We start from the raw sequence: 18,507 nt of genomic DNA, 5'->3' as shown, positions 1-18,507 counted from the left end.
ACCTCCCGGCGCTTAGAGAAAACAATATGAGCGCAGGACTTAGTTTATCAAAGGAAATGAAAAAGCCCCAGTAGATAGATACCGGGGCTCTTTTGTTGTAATTGCTGATATACTCGCTGCCTATAGTATACTATACTATACTATACTATACTATACTATACTATACTGCCTGCCGCTTCTCCTTATTAGTAGCTGCACTGTCGGCATAATCCTGCAGATAACTGTATAGGTCGGTAAGTTTACCGCCCTTAGCTATAGTGGCGCGCTGAAGCATATCCCCTTCGTCTCCATTAAAGAACTGCGGAAACACATTATCTATAAGGTGCCGGCCAAAATCGCGGGAGGCGTTGCGCGGCAACTCGCAGGGCAGATTATCTACAGCCATTACTGTGATGTTTTCTGGCTTTGAGTATGGGGGTTCCAGTTCTCCTGTGGCAGGATTGTAGTCATAGGCAGGTTCTATTATAGTAGTGGCGTGCCTGGTAGTAGGTATGGAGCCGTCCACATCGCAGGTGATGTCGGCGATGGTGTCTATTTTGAAATCAGGCTGGCGAGTATCTTCTTCCGTAAATAGTTTTGGCGCGCGCGGGTCCCAGTAGGCACAGGCCAGCAGCAGGTCGGTTACGCGGGTAAACTTGCGGAAGGTACTCTTATATAAGAGTGGGTTCGCATAGAAATCCGGTGAGTCCCATACTTCCACATCGGGGCGCACATTGTAGTCGCCAGAGTGCAGCTGGGCGTACACGGGCTCGGTGAACTGCTTGTACAGGTAATCGAATACACTCACCTTTCTTATTCCCATTTTATCGAGCACTTCCATGGCTCCGCCCGCCACGCGTCCGCCACCGGTAATGGCGATCTTTATCGGCGGCAGCTTCACTTTAAAGTACTCCTCCTGCATATCCTCCATCTCGTGGCACAGGTAAGCGGGCTTCAGGTCGAAAAGCCCGTGCTTTTTGCCATAGGTGAGAATGCCGTTGTAAGCGCCCACTATACCGGCGTATCGGCCGAAGGCCACCACCCGCTGCCCTTCCGGCGTCTTCAGCAGCTCATAATCTATCAGCGTGATGTTCTTGTCAAGTATGGCGCGGAGCAGTTTGGCGTTGTGCGGCTGCTTTTTGATGGTGTGCGAGAAGAAAAAGTAGGTCTTGTCCGGAATCAGCTGGTCCACCGGCACCTCCTTCACCCCCATCAGCACGTCGCAGTCGCTCAGGTCCTGCTGCAGCGGAATGTTAAGCTCCTGGTACTCGGCATCGGTAAAGCAGCGGATATCGCTTGGTTGTACCACGATCTCCATCTCCGGGAACTCCTGCATCGCCTCCACGCATTTTTTGGGGGTGAGGGGCACGCGTTTGTCCACCGGAATTTTACCTTCTTTAATGATGCCGATCTTCAGTTTATGCATAAGGTTAGAATTTGAATTGTTGCAGCTGTTTTTGTGTTAAAGCAGGTATACTTAAGCCTGCGCCAGCGCTTATACTTCACCATGTAATACGCTCACCCGCGCGCCCTTAACTATTTAGCTTTGATGCTTCAATATAATAAAGTATTACTACTTTTGTAGCATGAGTTAGGAACCGGCAGCAAGCTGGCTTCCGACGGAGCAGAATACCCAAAAAATTCCAGACTAATATATCATCGTTATGATCTTTAAAACCAAACCTGCTGATGTATTTAAGGAGCGCCACAACGGCCCCGACAAAGAACAAATGCAGGACATGCTACGCACCATAGGCGTAGAAACACTGGACCAACTGATTGAGGAGACCGTACCAGCCGCCATCCGACTGAAGAAGCCCCTCAACCTGCCTGCTGCGCTTTCGGAGCGGGATTTCCTGAAACATTTCTCGCAGATCGCCAAGCAGAACAAAGTATACAAGTCCTACATCGGGCTTGGCTACAACGATACCCTTATGCCGCCGGTCATACTTCGTAACATTATGGAGAACCCGGGCTGGTACACTGCCTATACCCCTTACCAGGCTGAGATTGCGCAAGGCCGACTGGAGGCGCTGATCAACTACCAGACCATGGTGATGGATCTGACAGGTATGGAAATCGCCAACGCCTCGCTGCTGGACGAGGGCACTGCCGCCGCGGAGGCCATGGCCATGTTCTTCTCGCAGCGCAAAGGCTCCCGCAAGAACGCCAACCGCTTCTTTGTATCAGAGCAAGTGCTGCCGCAGACCCTTGATGTACTGCAGTCGCGCGCCACACCTATTGGTATTGAGCTGGTAATTGGCGACCACCGCGAGGTTGATTTCTCTGACGAGACTTTATTTGGCGCCCTGGTGCAGTATCCTGCTGCCGACGGTGCCATTTTTGATTATACGGACTTCATCTCTAAGGCGCATGCGCAGGAAGTGTATGTAGCCGTGGCTGCCGATATCCTATCGCTGACTTTATTAACGCCTCCGGGTGAGATGGGCGCTGATGCCGTGGTAGGTTCTACCCAGCGTTTTGGCGTGCCGATGGGCTTTGGCGGTCCGCACGCAGGCTACTTTGCCACCAAGGATGCCTTTAAGCGTGTTATCCCGGGCCGTATTATTGGTGTTTCTGTGGATGCTGCCGGCAACAAGGCATACCGCATGGCCCTGCAGACACGCGAGCAGCACATCCGCCGCGAAAAGGCAACTTCTAACATTTGTACTGCCCAGGTACTGCTGGCGGTTATCGCCGGTATGTACGCCGTATACCATGGCCCACGCCGCCTCAAGTACATCGGCCTGAACACGCACGTGCTGGCGCAGCAACTGGAGAAAGGCCTGAAGGCCCTAGGCTTCGAGCAGCAGAACGAGCAGTACTTTGACACGCTGAAGATCGCTGTGGAGAGCGCTGCTATGCAGCAGGCCATCCGTACAGAGGCTGAGGCGGCAGGCATTAACTTCCGTTATTTCGGGGAGAACAACATCGGCATTTCCCTGCACCAGAACACGGACCTGCAGGACGTGAAGGCCATACTTGCCGTTTTCGCGAAAGTGGCTGGTAAGTCGGCTGATGTGTTAGGCATAGATGAGCTGCCGGAAGAAGCGGAGGTCACTTGGGCCGACAGCCTGATTCGTAAGAGCGAATACCTGACGCACTACGTGTTTAACGAGCATCACTCGGAGCACGAAATCCTGCGTTACATGAAGCACCTGGAGAACAAGGATATCTCGCTGGTGCACTCCATGATTCCGCTGGGCTCCTGTACCATGAAGCTGAACGCTACCGCCGAGATGATTCCGATCACATGGCCGGAGATCGGGCAGTTGCACCCCTTTGCCCCTGCCGACCAGACAAAAGGTTACGCCCAGATCTTTGCTGACCTGGAAGCCTGGCTGTGCGAGATCACCCGTTTCCATGCGGTGTCGCTGCAGCCAAACTCAGGCGCACAGGGTGAGTACGCTGGCCTGATGGTGATTCGCGCTTACCACGAGTCGCGTGGCGACCATCACCGCAACATCGCCCTGATCCCTTCTTCTGCCCATGGCACCAACCCTGCCTCTGCGGTTATGGCCGGCATGAAGGTGGTGATCGTGAAGTGCGACGAGAAAGGCAACATCGATGTGGCAGACCTGCGCGCGAAAGCGGAGCAGCACAAGAATGAGTTGTCTTGCCTGATGGTGACGTACCCGTCCACACACGGTGTGTATGAGGAAAGCATCATCGAGATCTGCCAGATCATACATGACAACGGCGGCCGTGTTTACATGGACGGTGCCAACATGAACGCGCAGGTAGGCCTGACTTCGCCGGCCCACATTGGTGCCGACGTTTGCCACCTGAACCTGCACAAGACTTTCTGCATTCCGCACGGTGGCGGTGGCCCTGGCATGGGCCCGATCGGGGTGGTAAAAGACCTGGCTCCCTTCCTGCCTGGCCACGCTGTTGTGGACTTAGGACGTCAGGATGCGATTCATGCCGTATCGGCTGCGCCTTGGGGCTCTGCCTCTATCCTGCCAATTTCGTACGCTTACATTGCCATGATGGGCGGCGAAGGCTTAACGGAAGCTACGAAGGTGGCTATCCTGAACGCAAACTACATTAAGGCCCGTCTGGAGCAGTACTACCCTGTGCTGTATGTAGGCAAGAACGGCCGTTGCGCACACGAGATGATCCTGGATTGCCGTGAGTTCAAGAAGTTTGGCGTAGAGGTAGAGGACATCGCCAAGCGTTTGATGGATTATGGTTTCCATGCGCCGACTGTATCCTTCCCGGTAGCGGGCACACTGATGGTGGAGCCAACCGAGTCGGAGGCACAGGAGGAACTGGACAGATTCTGCGACGTGATGATCTCGATCCGTGAGGAAATACGCGAGATTGAGACCGGCAAGGCTGACCAGAAGAACAACGTGCTGAAGAACGCTCCGCATACCGCCAAAGTGGTGATGGTAGAAAACTGGGACCGCCCTTACTCCCGTGAGAAAGCGGTGTTCCCGATGGCCTACCTGCGCGATAACAAAGTATGGCCAACTGTTAGCCGCATCGACAGCGCCTACGGCGACCGTAACCTGGTTTGCTCCTGCGCCCCGATAGAAGCCTACAACGAGAATGGAAATGAGATGGTAGCTATCGGCTAACCGACTCTTCCCCTTCTATACTTTAAGAGCCTGGCCATACTTGGTCAGGCTCTTATTTTTTAGGGTCTGAGGTTTATTTTTATACTTCACCTCAGCCTCGCTTTATACTTATTATGCTATAGCTAAGTATAAACAACAGCCGTAGCGGTTGCTGCGTTTACATAAAATAAATTATCTATATATTTACATCGGTATGCTTTTATCAACCGGAGTATACTTTAAGGGCACAGGCCCAGCGTTTATACTACACCTTCTCTTACTAATTTAACTATGATAAAAACAAGCCACCTCTATATTTTGCTTGTCTTGCTCCTGCCGCTGGCAGGCTGCGCCCGGGTTCTGCAGGCGGACAACCAATATATCTACGACACCTCTATCGATTTCTCGAAGTTCCGGACCTTTAACTGGTACAGCGCCGAGGTGCCTAAGCCACGCGCAGGCGCAGGGCCACAGTTTAACCTGCTGCTGGACCAGCGGGTGAGGGAGGCTATTGCGAGTGAGTTGGTAAAGCAGGGCCTGCGCCCGGAGGTGGAGAACCCAGATCTGATCGTAGCTTATGATCTGGCGGTAGACACCAGCCAGGCACCGACAGATTATACTTTCCCGGCGGGTTTCGGCTATGGCTATAGCTATTGGTTCGGTTACCGCTTCCGTTACATCACCAACGGCCTTGCGGGTTATCAGCCCATCCAGGCCCTGCCGCTCGGTACGCTTGTCATCGACATCATCGACCCGGACACCAACCGGTTGATCTGGCGCGGCTACTCAGAAGCAGGCATCAACCCAACTTCCCAGGATATGGAGCGCATTAACCTGGCCGTGGCCGATATCATGTCGCAGTTTCCGCCGAGCCCTATCAACAGGGCCCGCTAAGGGAGCTATAAAGCATACTTCAGGCTGAGACCGCCGTAGTAGTTACGCCCCGGCGCCGGCTGAAAGAAGCGCCCGCCAAAGGCGTTGAGGTCGTTACCGAGGCTATACTTTCTATCCGTTACGTTATCCACGCCGCTAAACAGCTCCAGCCCGAAGTGCCGGCCCAGTTGCCGCTTTATGCCTAGCCGCCCTCCGGCCACCAGGTAGCTGCTGGCGTAGACGGTATTCTCATCGTTGAGCGGGATTTCGTCGGAGTAACTTGCCGTCAGGTTTAAGTATAAACCGATGCGCGTGTTCAGGTCGATGCCGGCGGTGGCAGCGTGTGGCGCTACGCCAGTGAGTTCATTGCCAGAGTAGTTGTTCTCATTCTGCTGGTAATCGCCGAACCGGAAGTGGCTGAACGTGTAGCTCGTCCATACTTTCAGAAGGCTCAGCTGCTGCGCCGGCTCATCCAGCAGCGTATACCCTATACTTGCCTCGACGCCTTTCTGATCGGTGCTGCCCACGTTGCGGAACACCGCCACGCTCGATACATCCTGCCGGCTTACGATCGTTTCTTTCAGCTTAAAATAATACCCCACCACATCAAAGCTCAGCCTGCCGCCCAGGCCAAAGCCCCGGATGCCTGCCTCGTAATTCGTGCCTTTCTCCGCCTCCAGTTCCTCGTTCAGTTGGCCGTCAGAAGTTAGTATCTCTTCCTCAGTAGGCGGTGAGAAGCCGGAGCTGACGCTGGCATGTATACTTAGCTGCTCTGTCAGCTGCTTCAGCAGGGCTACTCGGGGCGAGAGCACCGCCTCAAAGTCGCGGTTATACTTGTAATTGCCGCTGCCCGCCTGGTGCAGGCGCGTGATTTCATACTTGGTATCGTTCAGGCTGAGGGCGGCGGTGGCTATAAAGTCCGCTGGTAGCTCGAACTCGGCCTGGGCAAAGGCAAAACCAGACTTTGCCACTACTTCATCGTCGGTGCGCAGGCCGCCGGGCTCGCCGCCATTGTTGTCGTAGGTGCGGGCCGTCTCAAATCCCCGCTGAAACTCCCCTCCTGCCGTAAAGGTGGCCCCTGTACTTCCGAGCCGGGTATCATAGGCAAAGCTGGTGCGGCCCCCGATTTCCTGGTTTGCATTGCGCTCGTAGTCGGTGTTAAAGGGATGGTCGCGGAAACGGTGCAGGCCATAGAGCGAGGTGGTGTTTCGGAAATCCTCACTGAAAGTATACACCTGCTTCAGCCCCACGTTCACGCCCTCCTGGTTCATGGAGGCATTCTGCGCCACGCTGCCGAACATGCCGCCGCGCGCCTGGCTTGGGTCCTGGGCATACTGCTCCTCGGTTAGCCCGCCCGGCAGCTCGTAGTATAAATCCGAATATATAAGGTTAGCAGAAAGTACACGCTTGGCAGATGGCCTGAACTCTGAGCTCAGCAGCAGCACCTCCCGCTCCACGGCCGACTGCTGCCGGTGGCCGTCGTACTCCTGCCTGGCGTACTGCACCAGGAAACTGCTTTTTTCGCCGCCTACGCGCGCGTTGGCCGTGTAGCGCCTCAACCCAAAGGAGCCTGCCATCGCCCCTACCTCCAGCGATTGCTCCCCGGCTGCTGCCCGGCGTGGCTCCAACAGCACCGTGCCACCTGTGCCTGCCCCGTATATGCTTCCCGTTGGGCCTTTCAGTATCTCTATACTTCCGATGTTGGCGGCATCCATCAGGTTAAGCGCCGTGGTGCCGTTAGCTTCTGTAAACGGAATGCCGTCATAGTATAGCTTTACGTTGCGGATACCGTACGGCGAGCGCAGCGCGCTCCCGCGGATGGAGATGCGGTAGCTGGCCGGCGCCCGCTCCTCCATCCGCACGCCCGGCACCAAGTTCACCGCCCGCACAATGGAACTCTCGTCGAACCGCTCGATCACCTCCCGGTCTATTATGCTTACCGCACCGGCCGTTTGCAGCAACGGTCGGTTGGTCTCGTAGCCGGTAATCACCACCTCTTGCAGGCTGGCCGAGCCAGGTTGCAGCAGCACCCGCAACTCCTGGCCGGCAGTCGGGTTGTTGATGACCCAGGTCTTATAGCCGATGTAGCTGAAGACAAGGCGGGCAGGCGCAGCGGCAGTGGCCAAACTGAAGTAGCCGTTCTCGTTGCTGATGCCCTGCTCTCCGGAGCTGGCGGTTACGGTTACGCCCTGCAGCGGCTGCTGTGTATCGGCCCGCAGTACATAGCCGGTGTACAGATCCTGCGCCAGCAGCACCTGGGGGAAGATCATCAGAAAAAATAAGAGGGAGAAAGTACAGGGATGGCGGAATGGGATCATGTGTTAAGTCAACGGTCACTGTGAAAACGGTTGAAAGGCCCTAAAGTTTAAGCCTGTCCTCCTGCAAAATAGGACTTTTATACTTTGTTTTCACTGCCATCCTTCACAAATCCCTGAAAAGATAAAAGGCTCCGCAGAAACCGCAGAGCCTTTCCAAACTATGAAAGCTAATGAGAATTTAAATCCGTTTAGTTCTTCTTGATCATGAACTCGGTACGGCGGTTCTTCTGGTGCTCCTCCTCCGGGCATTGCACCCCGTCGGCACACTTATTTACTAACCTCGTTTTGCCGTAGCCTTTTGCCGTCAGGCGGTTCCGCTCAATGCCCTTCGACACCAGGTAGTCCACGGCGGCCTGTGCCCGGCGCTCAGAGAGCAGCTGGTTATACTGCTGGCTCTCGCGGCTGTCGGTGTGCGCGCCCATCTCTATCTCCACGGCCGGGTTGTTCTTAAGCAGGGTTACCAGTTTATCCAGCTCCTTGGCCGCATCCGGACGAATATCCCACTTATCCAGATCGTAGTAGATGTTTTCGAGCACGATGGCTTTCTCCACCTCGTTCTTATCGAACACCAGCGCCACCTGCACGGTATCGGAAGCTGTAGCCGGCACCTCTATCCCCGACTCCATCTTGAGGAAGCCAATTTTAGAGCCGGTGAAAGTATAGGAGTTGCCTGCACGCGCATCGGCAAACGTCTGCGCCTTCTCATCTGTAATAACCACCGTGGAATCTTTTGAGTTCTTCTGGCTCATCATAACCCTTGTGTTCGGCAGCGGGTCCTGTACCGTTTGCTTTAGCTTGTTCTGGTAACGGCCCAGCGTAGTGATGGCCAGCACCACCGGCTTCTGCAGGATGTTAAAGGCGTAGATGTCTTCGGTGCCGTTCTGCGAGTCGCGGTTAGAGGACAGCAGCCCACGCTTGCCCGGCTCTGTGAACATGATGCCGTAGTCGTTCTGCGGCGTGTTGATCGGATAGCCGAGGTTTTTCACGTCGCGCCACTTGCCCAGCTCGCCTTCGGCGGAGAAGATATCCATACCGCCCATGCCCACGTGGCCCTCGGAGGCAAAGTATAATTTGCCGTTGGCATCCACGTAAGGGAAGCTCTCACGGCCGCTGGTGTTGATTACCGGACCGGCGTTCACCGGCTCACTCCAGGTTCCGTCAGCCTTACGGGTGCTGTAGTAGATGTCGGTATCGCCCAGGCTGCCCGGCATGTCAGATACAAAGTATAGCACCTGCCCGTCCGGCGACACGGCCGGATGACCGACAGAGTACTCCTCTACCTTGTTGTACTCAAAGGGCTCTATGTTCGTCCAGCTACCGCCCTGGCGCTCCGCAGCGTAAATCTCCAGGCGGTTTACCAGGTTCTGGTTCGTGTTTTTCTCTACCCAGCTGGTAGGGTCGGCATTCACGTTATCGAGCGCCGGCACCATCTTGGTGCGGGTAAAGTATAGTTTGCCGCCATCCTTTACCGTAGAGGCTGTGGCATTGTGATAGTCTGCGTTGATCACCTCCTGTAGTGGCTGCGGCCTGCCGTAGGCGCCTTCCCCCATCTCCTGGGCTATGAACAGCTGCAAGTATGGCCGACCGGTCCAGCCGTATACTTTGGCGTCTTTCCCCTCTTTCTGCACTCCCCTGTCGGAGGTAAAGATGATGCCGTTGCTGCCATACTGCATCGGGCTGAAGTCGGATGCCCCTGGCATGTTCAGGGTAGTGAGCGGGGTAACCTCCGCCACGGCGGGCTGCTTCATCAGGCGCATCGACAGGTCGGTGGCCTCCATCAGTTGCTGGGCACGCTCCGCATACTCGGGCATCTCCTCGCCCCACTGCATGTACTGCTCCTTGGCCTCTATAAACTTGCCGTTGCTGCGCAGTGCCTCGGCGTAGTAGAGCAAGTTCATCGGCGGGCGGCCCGGCATGGCCACCACTTTGCCGTACCATGTTTCCGCCTGCTGGTTCTGGCGCGTGAGGCGGTAAGCCGTGGCAATGCGCTCTACCGTTGGCAGATCCGGCTTGCGCTTCTGGATGGCTTCCTTGTAAGCCGGAAGGGCCAGGGCGAACTCATAATTATCGTAGTGTTTGTGGGCTTTGCGCAGCGAAGACTGGCCCTGTGCCACTGGCGAAAAGCCCAGCACGGCGGCAGCTGCTAAGTATAAGGGTATATTTTTGAGTTTCATATAGTAAGCGCTAAGGGTTAAAAGTACTGCGGCGTCAGCATTCTGGTCTCTTTCTTACGGAAGAAGTAGTAGCCAACCGATACCTCATGGGTGCTCTGGTTGCTGTATCCGTTCAGCATTTTGTCGTAGGAGTAGCCAAGGCGCAGCTGCTTCATTACCTGCAGTTCCGCGATAAAGGCCACGGCAGTGCGTTTTTCCACATCCCCCATCTCTGCCGTGTTGAAAACATTCATGCTGGTGCGGTAAGAGCTACCCAGCCACAGGCGGTCAGCCAGCAGTATGAAGGCGTTCACGTCCATACTTGTAGGTGCGTGGAAGTCCTCTTTTACCAACAGGCTCGGCTTTAGCTTCACGAAGGGGCTTACATCAAACACGTAACCGGCGGTGAAGAAATAGTGGCGCTCCGGCTCTACCTGGTCCATGTCCTTAAACTGCAGCAGGTCTGTGCCGGAGAAGCCTGCGTAGAAACGTGGCGTGTGGAAGTACGCCCCGATCTTCACGTCCGGTTTTATAGTTGTCTCCTTTCCTGTCGGGATGGTGGGGTCATCAGTGATGCCGAACTTGCTGCCGTCTACCATGTGCTGCACCAGGCCGGGCGCCAGGCCCAGGCTAAGGATAGCATTCTGGCTCACCTGCAGCTTTACAGCGAAGTTGGCATAGGCGCTGGTGGTGCTGTGGGCACCGAGTTCGTCGCGTGTGATGTTCAGGCCCAAACCCAGCCTGTCATTTGCCATCACGCCATCCACCGCCAGCGACTGCGTGCTAGGGGCTCCCTCCACGCCTGTCCATTGCGAGCGGTGGAAGGCATTTACGTTCAGCACGTTCTTGCTACCCGTGTAGGCCGGGTTAATGCCCATGCTGTTAAAGATATACTGTGAGTACTGTGGATTCTGCTGAGCGTTTGCGGCCGTGGTAAGCAACAGGGCCAGCAATAGGTAACATATTCTCATTGTCATCTGGATTACTAAATTTTAAGCTACTACCTGAAAATGGTGGTGTAGCCGGTGAACTCTTTCACTACGCCGTCGCACAATGTCACCCTTACCTTATAGAAGTAAGTACCTTGCTCTAATCCTTTGCCGTTCCAGTTGTTCTGGTATCCTTTCGATTTGAACACCTCAGATCCCCAGCGGTTGAGGATGGTTATCTCGTTGTTCGGGAACTTCTCCAGGTTTTTGATATGCCAGTTATCATTCTTACCGTCGCCGTTCGGGCTGAAGGCTTTCGGGAAGTTCAGGTTACCATCAGCTTTAGAGGCGTCTATCGGCGCGGAGGCTTCCATGCTGCTGCAAGGGCCGTTGTTGGCAACTACCGTTACCGTCCCCAGCGCGTCTGCTCTATCCGCCTTCACGGTGATGGAGGTGCTGCCCTGACCTGACGTGATGGTGAAGCCGCCGCTTACCGCCCAGGTATAACCGCTCGCGCCTGCTATCGGCTCGATGGAGAACACTAATCCGTCGCACACGTTGCTGTTATCGCTAATCTGGCCCGGCGTAACCGGTGGCGTAAAGATTTCAATCTCCAGCTGGCCCTCTGATGTATCGCAGCTGTTTTCGGCCACCACCGTAATAGCACCTGCTGTGGTGCCGGCGTTAACTGTTACACTTGTACCGGTATTGCTGCCCTCAAAGGTCCAGCCTTCTGGCAACGACCAGGTATAAGTGGCACCTTCCTCGGGGTTAGAGACAGTATAGGTTAGCTGGCTAGTGTACTCGCATACATCGCTATTGCCCGTGATGGTTGGAGCAGAAGGAGCTAATACCGGAGCTACAGCCTTCACAGCTTCCTCACCCAGTCCGCACTCATTCCGAACTGCTACCCTGATGTTGCCTGACTTCTCACCGACTTTCACCACCACACTGGTTGTATTCTGACCTGATACCAGTGTCCAGGTCTCCGGCACGTTCCACTCATACCCTGTGGCACCGGTTACCGCCGGGATAGTGAAGGTCAGGTTTGTGCCTTTGCAGGCTCCGTTGCTGCCGCTGATGGCTGGGGCTGCCAGCACATCGTTCACCACCACATCAAGCGAGGCAGCTGCTACGCTCGTGCCGCATGCGTTGTTGGCTTTGGCGCTGATCTCTTTCTCTCCGCCTGCACTCCCTACAATCACGGTCACCTCTCTGACATCCGTGGCCGTGCCCGGCGCGAACTGCCAGCCTGCGGGCAGCGCCCAGGTGTAGCTGGTGGCACCTGTTACGGCCGCCGCTGTGTAAGTCTGCTCTGAGCCGGCGCATACGGTGGCATCGCCAGCTATACTTGCCGGAGCTTGTGGTAATGGGTTGATGCCGATCTTTTTGGTAGTCTTAGCAGTGAAGCACCCGTTTGTCACCTCCAGTGTAAGCGTACCTTCGTTGGCGCCTGCGCTCACCTCTACTGTGGCGGTGTTAGCTGCAGAGGTAATGGTCAGGCCACCGTTGGCTGTCCATTTATAAGTCACCGCGCCTTCATAGGCTGATGCTGTATACACATTGCCTGTGCTGTTCTGGCATGCATTGCTTAGGCCGGAGATGGTTGGCGTTGCCAGCGTCGGCGTTACCACCACATCCTTAGATACTGTTAATTTGTTTCCGCAGAAGTCGGTTACGGTTACAGATACAGTACCGTTTGTAGCTCCTGCTCTAACAGTTACTTTATTTCCTGTTTGTGATACTTTAGTTAAGCCGCCGCTCACCGAGAACTCATAGGAAGCTCCCTGCAGGGCTGTTGCCGTAAACTCCAGCGTCGCGTTCTGGCAAACCTCGGCATCGCCATTCAATGTGAAGTTATCAACAGTTGGCGCCTCGTTAACCTTTATTGTTTTGGTGAATGGCTCACTGCTGCTGCAGGCATTGTTCGCTTTCACACTAATCTCTTTCTCACCGCTTGCACCTCCCACAATCACGGTTACCTCTCTGGCATCGGTAGCGGTGCCTGGCGCGAACTGCCAGCCTGTAGGCAGCGCCCAGGTATAGCTGGTGGCACCTGCTACTACAGGTGTGCTGAATGTCACCGGCTTGTCGGAACATACATTAACGTCACCATTGATGGCGATTGGGGCAACAGGTGCTGGTGCCACGGTAAGTACTTTTACACTGGTGCTGCTGAAGCCACAGGTGTTTGTGGCCTTTAGGGTAACTTTGCCACCTAACAGGCTGCCGTTTCTCGGCTTGACCACTACGCTCGCTCCGTTTATGTCGCCTACTATTTCCAGGTTAGCGTCTACAGACCACTCGTAAGTCAGTTCCTCTTCCGATTCGCCTGCCTCCAGCGTCATGCCTTCGCTGTTGAAGCATACCTGGGCAAGTCCGTTGATGGCTGGCGCTTTCGGGGCTCCGGTTATGTTTACGGCTACTTCCGCCGTCGCCTTTTTGCCGCACTGATCGGTTACGGTTACCGTTACCTTCTTCGCGCCAGTGGCTGGACCTGCCTGTACCGTTATCTCACTGCTGTTCGGGTTAGTGCCTGGGGCATACGTCCAGCCCAGCGGCAGCGTCCAGCTAAAGGTACCGCCAACCGCCCCTGATGTTGCCTTAAAGGTCAGGTTCTCAGCGCTAGCACATGCTGTGGCTGGCGCGGCGCTGATGGCTACCTCTAGCTCAGGATTACATTTCACCTCCGGTATCGTGACATCATCCTCGTCATTATCCGGGTCTGAGTCCTCATAGTCGCCTGGGTTGGTCGGGTCCGTTGGGTTGGTCGGGTCCGTTGGGTTGGTCGGGTCTGTTGGGTTGGTTGGATCTGTTGGATCACTTGGGTTAGTAGGGTCGCCTGGATTAGTAGGATTAGTTGGCGTTACATCCTTAGCGATTATACTAACGATGTTTTTAATTTGGCCAACCTTCACAATCCTGGCTCTGATCGTAAGCGTTACGGATGAATTACCGGCAACGGACGGCACGTAGAAGACGCCGTTTTCCTTGTTATATGTTCCTGCGCTCGCTGTGTAACCCACAAACTCCAGTCCCTCCGGCAGCCTCTCTCTTACATACACATGGTCCTCTGCTTCGTCGGCATAGTTGGTGAGTGTGATCTTGTAATCTACAAAGTCGCCCACAAAATATGTTTCCTTGGGGTTAACCAGTTCTTTGGCTACGCCCAGGTCAGGGAGCACAATCTCCTCATCGTCCTCATCATTATCCGGGTCAGGATCTGGATTATCGCCAATAATGATTACCTCGTTCTTTATATTACCTGTGCCAACTATCTCGAACTCCAGCTTCAATATTTCTGTTGGCCCTACCTGCATATCACCAATGAGCCACTGATGTGTTTGATCATCATATGAGCCCTTTGTAGCAGAGATAAACCCTATAAATTTTAAGCCTGCCGGTATCTGCTCCTTTACTATTACATGCATGGCCTCACCCAAGCCTTTGTTTGTGGCTTTTATAGTATAAATGACCCTCGCCCCCAGTGTAACCTCTTTGTACTCTACATCCTTCTCTACCTCAAGATTGGTCTCAACAATAATGGGCATGGCTGTAGAGTTCTCGTCGAAGTAAATAGTACCTCCGAGTGAAATGGCACGACCAACTAATGCAGCTCTGTTATGAAAGGTAATATCTTTAGTAGCGATGATATTGCCTTGGAACGAACTACCTGCCCCGATAGTCACATTACCCGTTACGATCCAGTAAACATTCTTTGCGGAGGCCCCCATGTCTGAGAACTGGATACTACCGCTATTGGACACAAAGTCCCCATCTATTATGAAGATAAACTTGGAGTGTATGTCTCCCTTCCCGTCGAGGCGCAGCGTGCCATTGAGGAGCGTGTTGGTACTTAACTTGTGGATGCCCGGATCAATCGAGTTGTTGTTCCCTAGCTCGTAGTTAGGCGCATAATATTGTGTTGGAGTTAGAGCCTTCAATTCGTTGAAGACCCTGTTGGCATTTTCCATACCAGCAATGGCTAGCTCGGAGTTGCGCTCCTTTCGGCCAAGCACATCCAAGTACGCCTCGCCTTCTATGGTTTTGCCCGGGCTGATGCCAATGTTGCCGTCTATTTGTGTTATTCCAGCCCCTTTGGCTACAATCTTCTTGTTGGCCAGCGCCGAGAAGGTGGTTGCCCGGCCGAGGCTTATTTCCGTCTGTGCCAGGCTAAGGGTGATACTGCCAGTCAGTAAGAGAAAGGTCAGCAGTAGATGTTTAATCATAAAACTTAAAAATAACTGTATATAACGTCACTTACATATTTATAGATAGGGCTATATCTATCTTCGTTCTTTTACTTGAATGCTTGAAAATGGTTGCACCAAAGACAATAAAATCTCCATATATTTATAATAAAATTTTATCGCGTACAGACCTCCTGGTTTTATCAACCGTTTTTCTTTTATACAAAGCGAAGCGGGGGTAAGCAGTGCAAAAAAATCTTTTGCGAAGAGAATTAGTAAGTCTGTTTACATAGGCATAGTGGCAGCAATTCGCCGTTAAAATTACATTCTACAACAGTATTTTCAAATATATTTAAATATTTTTATTAAAATATTAGATAAATGCAATCACGTACCTATAACATGTATAGGACAAAAAAAAGCCCCTGTTGCATATCCAAGCAACAGGGGCTAAAAAATTTGAAGTTATACCGCTAAACGTTCACGTGGCGCTCAGCGTGATATGAGGATCTTACCAATGGGCCTGATTCAACGTATTTAATGCCTCTGCTGAGCCCTTCCTCGCGGTAATGCTCAAACAGATCAGGGTGTATGAACTCGGCTACCTCTATATGCAGCTTGGTCGGCTGCAGGTACTGGCCCAGCGTCAGGATGTCGCAGCCGTTGGCAGCCAGGTCGTCCATCGCCTGGTATACTTGTTCCCGGGTTTCGCCCAGGCCCAGCATAATACCGGTTTTGGTGCGCTTGCCATAGTCTTTGGTGCGGCGGATCTGCTCCAGCGAGCGCTCATACTTAGCCTGCGGACGCACGCGGCGGTACAGTTCCTTCACTGTCTCCATGTTATGCGAGACCACCTCCTGCCCCGGCGATATCATCGTGATCAGAGCATCCCAGGTACCTTTCACATCCGGAATAAGCGTTTCGATGGTAGTGGTTGGGGAGAGTAGCTTTACCTGCTTCACCGTTTCGTGCCAGATAGCAGCGCCACGATCTTTCAACTCGTCGCGGTTCACTGAGGTGATCACGGCGTGCTTCACGCCCATCAGTTGAATAGCCTCGGCCACGCGGCGCGGCTCGTCTACGTCGTACTCGTTGGGACGGCCGGTGGCCACAGCGCAGAAAGAGCAGCTGCGGGTACACACATTGCCTAAGATCATGAAGGTAGCTGTGCCTGCACCCCAGCACTCGCCCATGTTAGGGCAGTTGCCGCTCTCGCAGATGGTGTGCAGTTTATATTCGTCTACTATGCTTCTTACTTTGGCGTACTCCTTCCCAACCGGCAGTTTTACACGCAGCCAGTTTGGCTTGCGGGGCTGGCCCAGCGCGTTAAGTCCCTCGGGCTTGGCGTTAGGCTGAATTACCGGAAGTGTCATCATTTCATCCATGGTGCAAAGATAGGAAGTTATGGCTTAAGAGTTTAACCATAAGGCAAAAATGTGCCCCTGGCAGGTATGCCTCTCTAACAAGCCGGCACCGGCAAATGTTCGGCAGGTATCTTACTTTCTGCTGCCGTAGTACAGGTTCAGGTACACCGAGGTGAAGGTATTGTTGTTCTCAGCCAGCGGGATGATGATGGGCTTGCTCGGGAAGTACTCCACGGCCACCCCCACCTCTATGCCGGCTATGCTTTCGCGGTAGCGGCCATACTCAAAGCTGAGGCCTGCCCGGGCGTGCACGCCTGGCTTCACCTTCGTCTGGCCCAGGCCGCGAAACACGGTGTCGCTGCCCAGGATATAGTCCGTGTTGGTGTGGATCTTCTCGTCGTAGGGAACGGTGCGTACATCGTTGGTAGTGCCGTCGTAGCTGTAGTCAATGTAATAGGGCACCTGCAACCCGATGGAGGGCCCGACGGCCCCGAGCGCGTTTACCTGCACCCCCGACTCGGCGGCCTTACGGAAAAGCACCAGTTCACGGCCATAGTGCGGCCGCACCACGAAAAAGTAGTTCTTCTTGCCGTACACAAACGGCTCGCCCACATAGTTCAGGTAGCGCTCCTCCTTCGGGTGCTTCACCTCCACTATCTCGATGCCCCCAAACTGGTACATTCGCTCGTTCATGTAGAACGAGGAGCGGACAAAGGCGCCGCCGATCAGGCCTCCGTTGGAGTTAAAGTTGATGCCGTAGCTCGTCTCCCGCTCAAAGCTCTCGTCTTCCTCCGTCTGGGCGACGGCAGGTGTGGCCACCAGGAGCGCTGCCACAAGCATACATGTCAGGAATCTTATCACAGGCCAGTGTTTTCAGGTTGCTTAAAAGTACTCAAGTTTACGTGTATTTCAAACTCAGGATACCACACCGCCTCTACCTGAAAAGGGCTCCGCAAAGGCGCCCTCCGGTAAAGTATACTCCATAAGCTAGAACGCGCCGAGGAGGGTGGTCTTACCTGAGCCCTTTATACATCCTTATGGTACTTTATACGGAAACCGGGGCAGAAAAAGCAACTGCTGCTACGCCGCCACCTGTTTCTTAAGCGCTTCCACGCTGATGCCAAGGTGCGAGGCATCGTAGGTACACACGCCGTCCTGCACCAGCAACAGCTGCGGCGACTGGTGCGTTACCTGCAGCATCTCCGCCACTTCGTTGGAGACGGGCCGGTAGCTTAGCAGGTCGAGGTAATAGGGTTTCACGTGGTCCAGCCCGGCGCCGGCCCACTGGCGTTCCAGGCGGCTTTTGGCAGTGGAGCTGATGGAGCAGGAAGTGCTGTGCTTAAAGATTACGACTGGCGTGCTCTTCGACTCGTCCATGATCTCATCCAACTGCTCAAGATTGGTTAGCGGGTGCCAATTCATATCGTCAGGTTCTCTTTTCTTGGTTAGTGGTCTCTTCTTTCTTTCCGCGGCTTATACTTCTTCTTGCTTTTGAAGAGCCTCAGCTTTTTGGCCGGATCCCCGTTCACGTTGAAGTGCAGTTTGGCGCGCTCGTCTTTCTTAGCGCGTTTGCGGCCGGCCTCTCCTTTCTTGAAAGTATAGGCATCGGTGTTCAGGTGGCTGTCTTTATACTTGCTGTTTACCTTCTCAGCGTCTTTCAACGACTTCCGCAGATGCTGCCCGTGCCTGGCCGAGGCCTCGTAGCTAACCTGGCCATACCCCGGCAGGGTACCCAACAGGAAAAACAGCAGCAGGCTCAGGCCATACTTATACGCTGTCTGGCAGCAAGGTTCAGCAACACGCACCTTCATCATGGTTTTATACTGATTCCGTCTAAACTGGTTTCTAAAACAGACCCAACCCGCGCGACTTCTTCACCCTTCCGTTCTTGTCGGTGTTCACTTTGATGCCCTCCAAGCCTGACCCCTGCACTTTTGCAGTACGCTTGCTGGTAGGCTTAGGGCAGGGGATAATACCTTTGCGTTGGCAACCGGTGCCCGCTAGCAGTAGCAGGCATAGCATCATCATAAGGTATGGGCGAAGTGTACGCATGATGCAAATATATGAATTTAATTTTATTATAGATAACTTAAACACAAAAGCAGCACAGCATACTACTAAAGTATAGCCTGTGCTGCC

Annotated in this window: 12 protein-coding genes; 2 read left to right on the top strand and 10 right to left on the bottom strand. The window is 54.0% G+C overall.

All coding sequences use genetic code 11. The annotated features are described in order from the left end of the window. Positions 1 to 160: 160 nt before the first annotated feature. Positions 161 to 1,405, bottom strand: a complete 1,245-nt coding sequence (locus tag OH144_RS18965) for an NAD(P)-dependent oxidoreductase (RefSeq protein ID WP_266203846.1) — start codon at positions 1,403 to 1,405, stop codon at positions 161 to 163. Positions 1,406 to 1,643: 238 nt separating this feature from the next. Here OH144_RS18965 and gcvP point away from each other — a divergent pair, with 238 nt between their 5' ends. Then, positions 1,644 to 4,562: an aminomethyl-transferring glycine dehydrogenase gene (gene gcvP / locus OH144_RS18960; protein WP_266203845.1), complete on the top strand. Its 2,919-nt coding sequence runs from the start codon at positions 1,644 to 1,646 to the stop codon at positions 4,560 to 4,562. 270 nt (positions 4,563 to 4,832) lie between these two features. Next, on the top strand, positions 4,833 to 5,435 hold the full coding sequence (locus OH144_RS18955; RefSeq protein ID WP_266203844.1) for a DUF4136 domain-containing protein: 603 nt from the start codon (positions 4,833 to 4,835) through the stop codon (positions 5,433 to 5,435). 5 nt (positions 5,436 to 5,440) lie between these two features. Here the strand turns inward: OH144_RS18955 and OH144_RS18950 are convergent, their stop codons facing one another. The 9 genes from OH144_RS18950 to OH144_RS18910 form a co-directional block, all read right to left on the bottom strand. After that, on the bottom strand, positions 5,441 to 7,732 hold the full coding sequence (locus OH144_RS18950) for a TonB-dependent receptor domain-containing protein (RefSeq protein ID WP_266203843.1): 2,292 nt from the start codon (positions 7,730 to 7,732) through the stop codon (positions 5,441 to 5,443). Between the two features lie 188 nt (positions 7,733 to 7,920). Further along, the gene (locus OH144_RS18945; RefSeq protein ID WP_266203842.1) at positions 7,921 to 9,906 is read right to left on the bottom strand and encodes an OmpA family protein; all 1,986 of its coding nucleotides are present in this window, start codon (positions 9,904 to 9,906) and stop codon (positions 7,921 to 7,923) included. A 17-nt stretch (positions 9,907 to 9,923) separates the two neighbouring features. Further along, entirely contained in the window at positions 9,924 to 10,856 is a 933-nt protein-coding gene (locus tag OH144_RS18940; RefSeq protein ID WP_266203841.1) for a PorP/SprF family type IX secretion system membrane protein, read from the bottom strand. A gap of 29 nt (positions 10,857 to 10,885) precedes the next feature. After that, positions 10,886 to 15,043, bottom strand: a complete 4,158-nt coding sequence (locus OH144_RS18935; protein ID WP_266203840.1) for an ice-binding family protein — start codon at positions 15,041 to 15,043, stop codon at positions 10,886 to 10,888. A 434-nt stretch (positions 15,044 to 15,477) separates the two neighbouring features. Further along, positions 15,478 to 16,380 (bottom strand): lipoyl synthase, encoded by a 903-nt coding sequence (gene lipA, locus OH144_RS18930; protein WP_266206361.1) that lies wholly within the window; start codon positions 16,378 to 16,380, stop codon positions 15,478 to 15,480. Positions 16,381 to 16,500: 120 nt separating this feature from the next. After that, on the bottom strand, positions 16,501 to 17,208 hold the full coding sequence (locus OH144_RS18925; protein WP_266203839.1) for a hypothetical protein: 708 nt from the start codon (positions 17,206 to 17,208) through the stop codon (positions 16,501 to 16,503). A gap of 240 nt (positions 17,209 to 17,448) precedes the next feature. Further along, positions 17,449 to 17,790, bottom strand: coding sequence for a bacillithiol system redox-active protein YtxJ (gene ytxJ, locus OH144_RS18920; protein ID WP_266203838.1), 342 nt, complete (start codon positions 17,788 to 17,790; stop codon positions 17,449 to 17,451). A 23-nt stretch (positions 17,791 to 17,813) separates the two neighbouring features. Continuing rightward, complete coding sequence (locus tag OH144_RS18915) at positions 17,814 to 18,182, bottom strand: hypothetical protein (protein WP_266203837.1); 369 nt, start codon at positions 18,180 to 18,182, stop codon at positions 17,814 to 17,816. A gap of 31 nt (positions 18,183 to 18,213) precedes the next feature. Then, positions 18,214 to 18,420: a hypothetical protein gene (locus tag OH144_RS18910; protein WP_266203836.1), complete on the bottom strand. Its 207-nt coding sequence runs from the start codon at positions 18,418 to 18,420 to the stop codon at positions 18,214 to 18,216. Positions 18,421 to 18,507 lie beyond the last annotated feature (87 nt).

The organism is Pontibacter kalidii, from assembly GCF_026278245.1.
In the GTDB taxonomy this organism is placed as follows: Bacteria; Bacteroidota; Bacteroidia; order Cytophagales; family Hymenobacteraceae; genus Pontibacter; species Pontibacter kalidii.
The sequence above is the reverse complement of the archived record's forward strand: the minus strand, read 5'-3'. Positions and strand labels throughout refer to the sequence as shown.

What these genes read in the sequence shown, in the direction of transcription:
- OH144_RS18965 (WP_266203846.1), bottom strand. Translation starts at nt 1,405, where the DNA reads ATGCATAAACTGAAGATCGGCATCATTAAAGAAGGTAAAATTCCGGTG.
- gcvP (WP_266203845.1), top strand. Translation starts at nt 1,644, where the DNA reads ATGATCTTTAAAACCAAACCTGCTGATGTATTTAAGGAGCGCCACAAC.
- OH144_RS18955 (WP_266203844.1), top strand. Translation starts at nt 4,833, where the DNA reads ATGATAAAAACAAGCCACCTCTATATTTTGCTTGTCTTGCTCCTGCCG.
- OH144_RS18950 (WP_266203843.1), bottom strand. Translation starts at nt 7,732, where the DNA reads ATGATCCCATTCCGCCATCCCTGTACTTTCTCCCTCTTATTTTTTCTG.
- OH144_RS18945 (WP_266203842.1), bottom strand. Translation starts at nt 9,906, where the DNA reads ATGAAACTCAAAAATATACCCTTATACTTAGCAGCTGCCGCCGTGCTG.
- OH144_RS18940 (WP_266203841.1), bottom strand. Translation starts at nt 10,856, where the DNA reads ATGAGAATATGTTACCTATTGCTGGCCCTGTTGCTTACCACGGCCGCA.
- OH144_RS18935 (WP_266203840.1), bottom strand. Translation starts at nt 15,043, where the DNA reads ATGATTAAACATCTACTGCTGACCTTTCTCTTACTGACTGGCAGTATC.
- lipA (WP_266206361.1), bottom strand. Translation starts at nt 16,380, where the DNA reads ATGATGACACTTCCGGTAATTCAGCCTAACGCCAAGCCCGAGGGACTT.
- OH144_RS18925 (WP_266203839.1), bottom strand. Translation starts at nt 17,208, where the DNA reads ATGCTTGTGGCAGCGCTCCTGGTGGCCACACCTGCCGTCGCCCAGACG.
- ytxJ (WP_266203838.1), bottom strand. Translation starts at nt 17,790, where the DNA reads ATGAATTGGCACCCGCTAACCAATCTTGAGCAGTTGGATGAGATCATG.
- OH144_RS18915 (WP_266203837.1), bottom strand. Translation starts at nt 18,182, where the DNA reads ATGATGAAGGTGCGTGTTGCTGAACCTTGCTGCCAGACAGCGTATAAG.
- OH144_RS18910 (WP_266203836.1), bottom strand. Translation starts at nt 18,420, where the DNA reads ATGCGTACACTTCGCCCATACCTTATGATGATGCTATGCCTGCTACTG.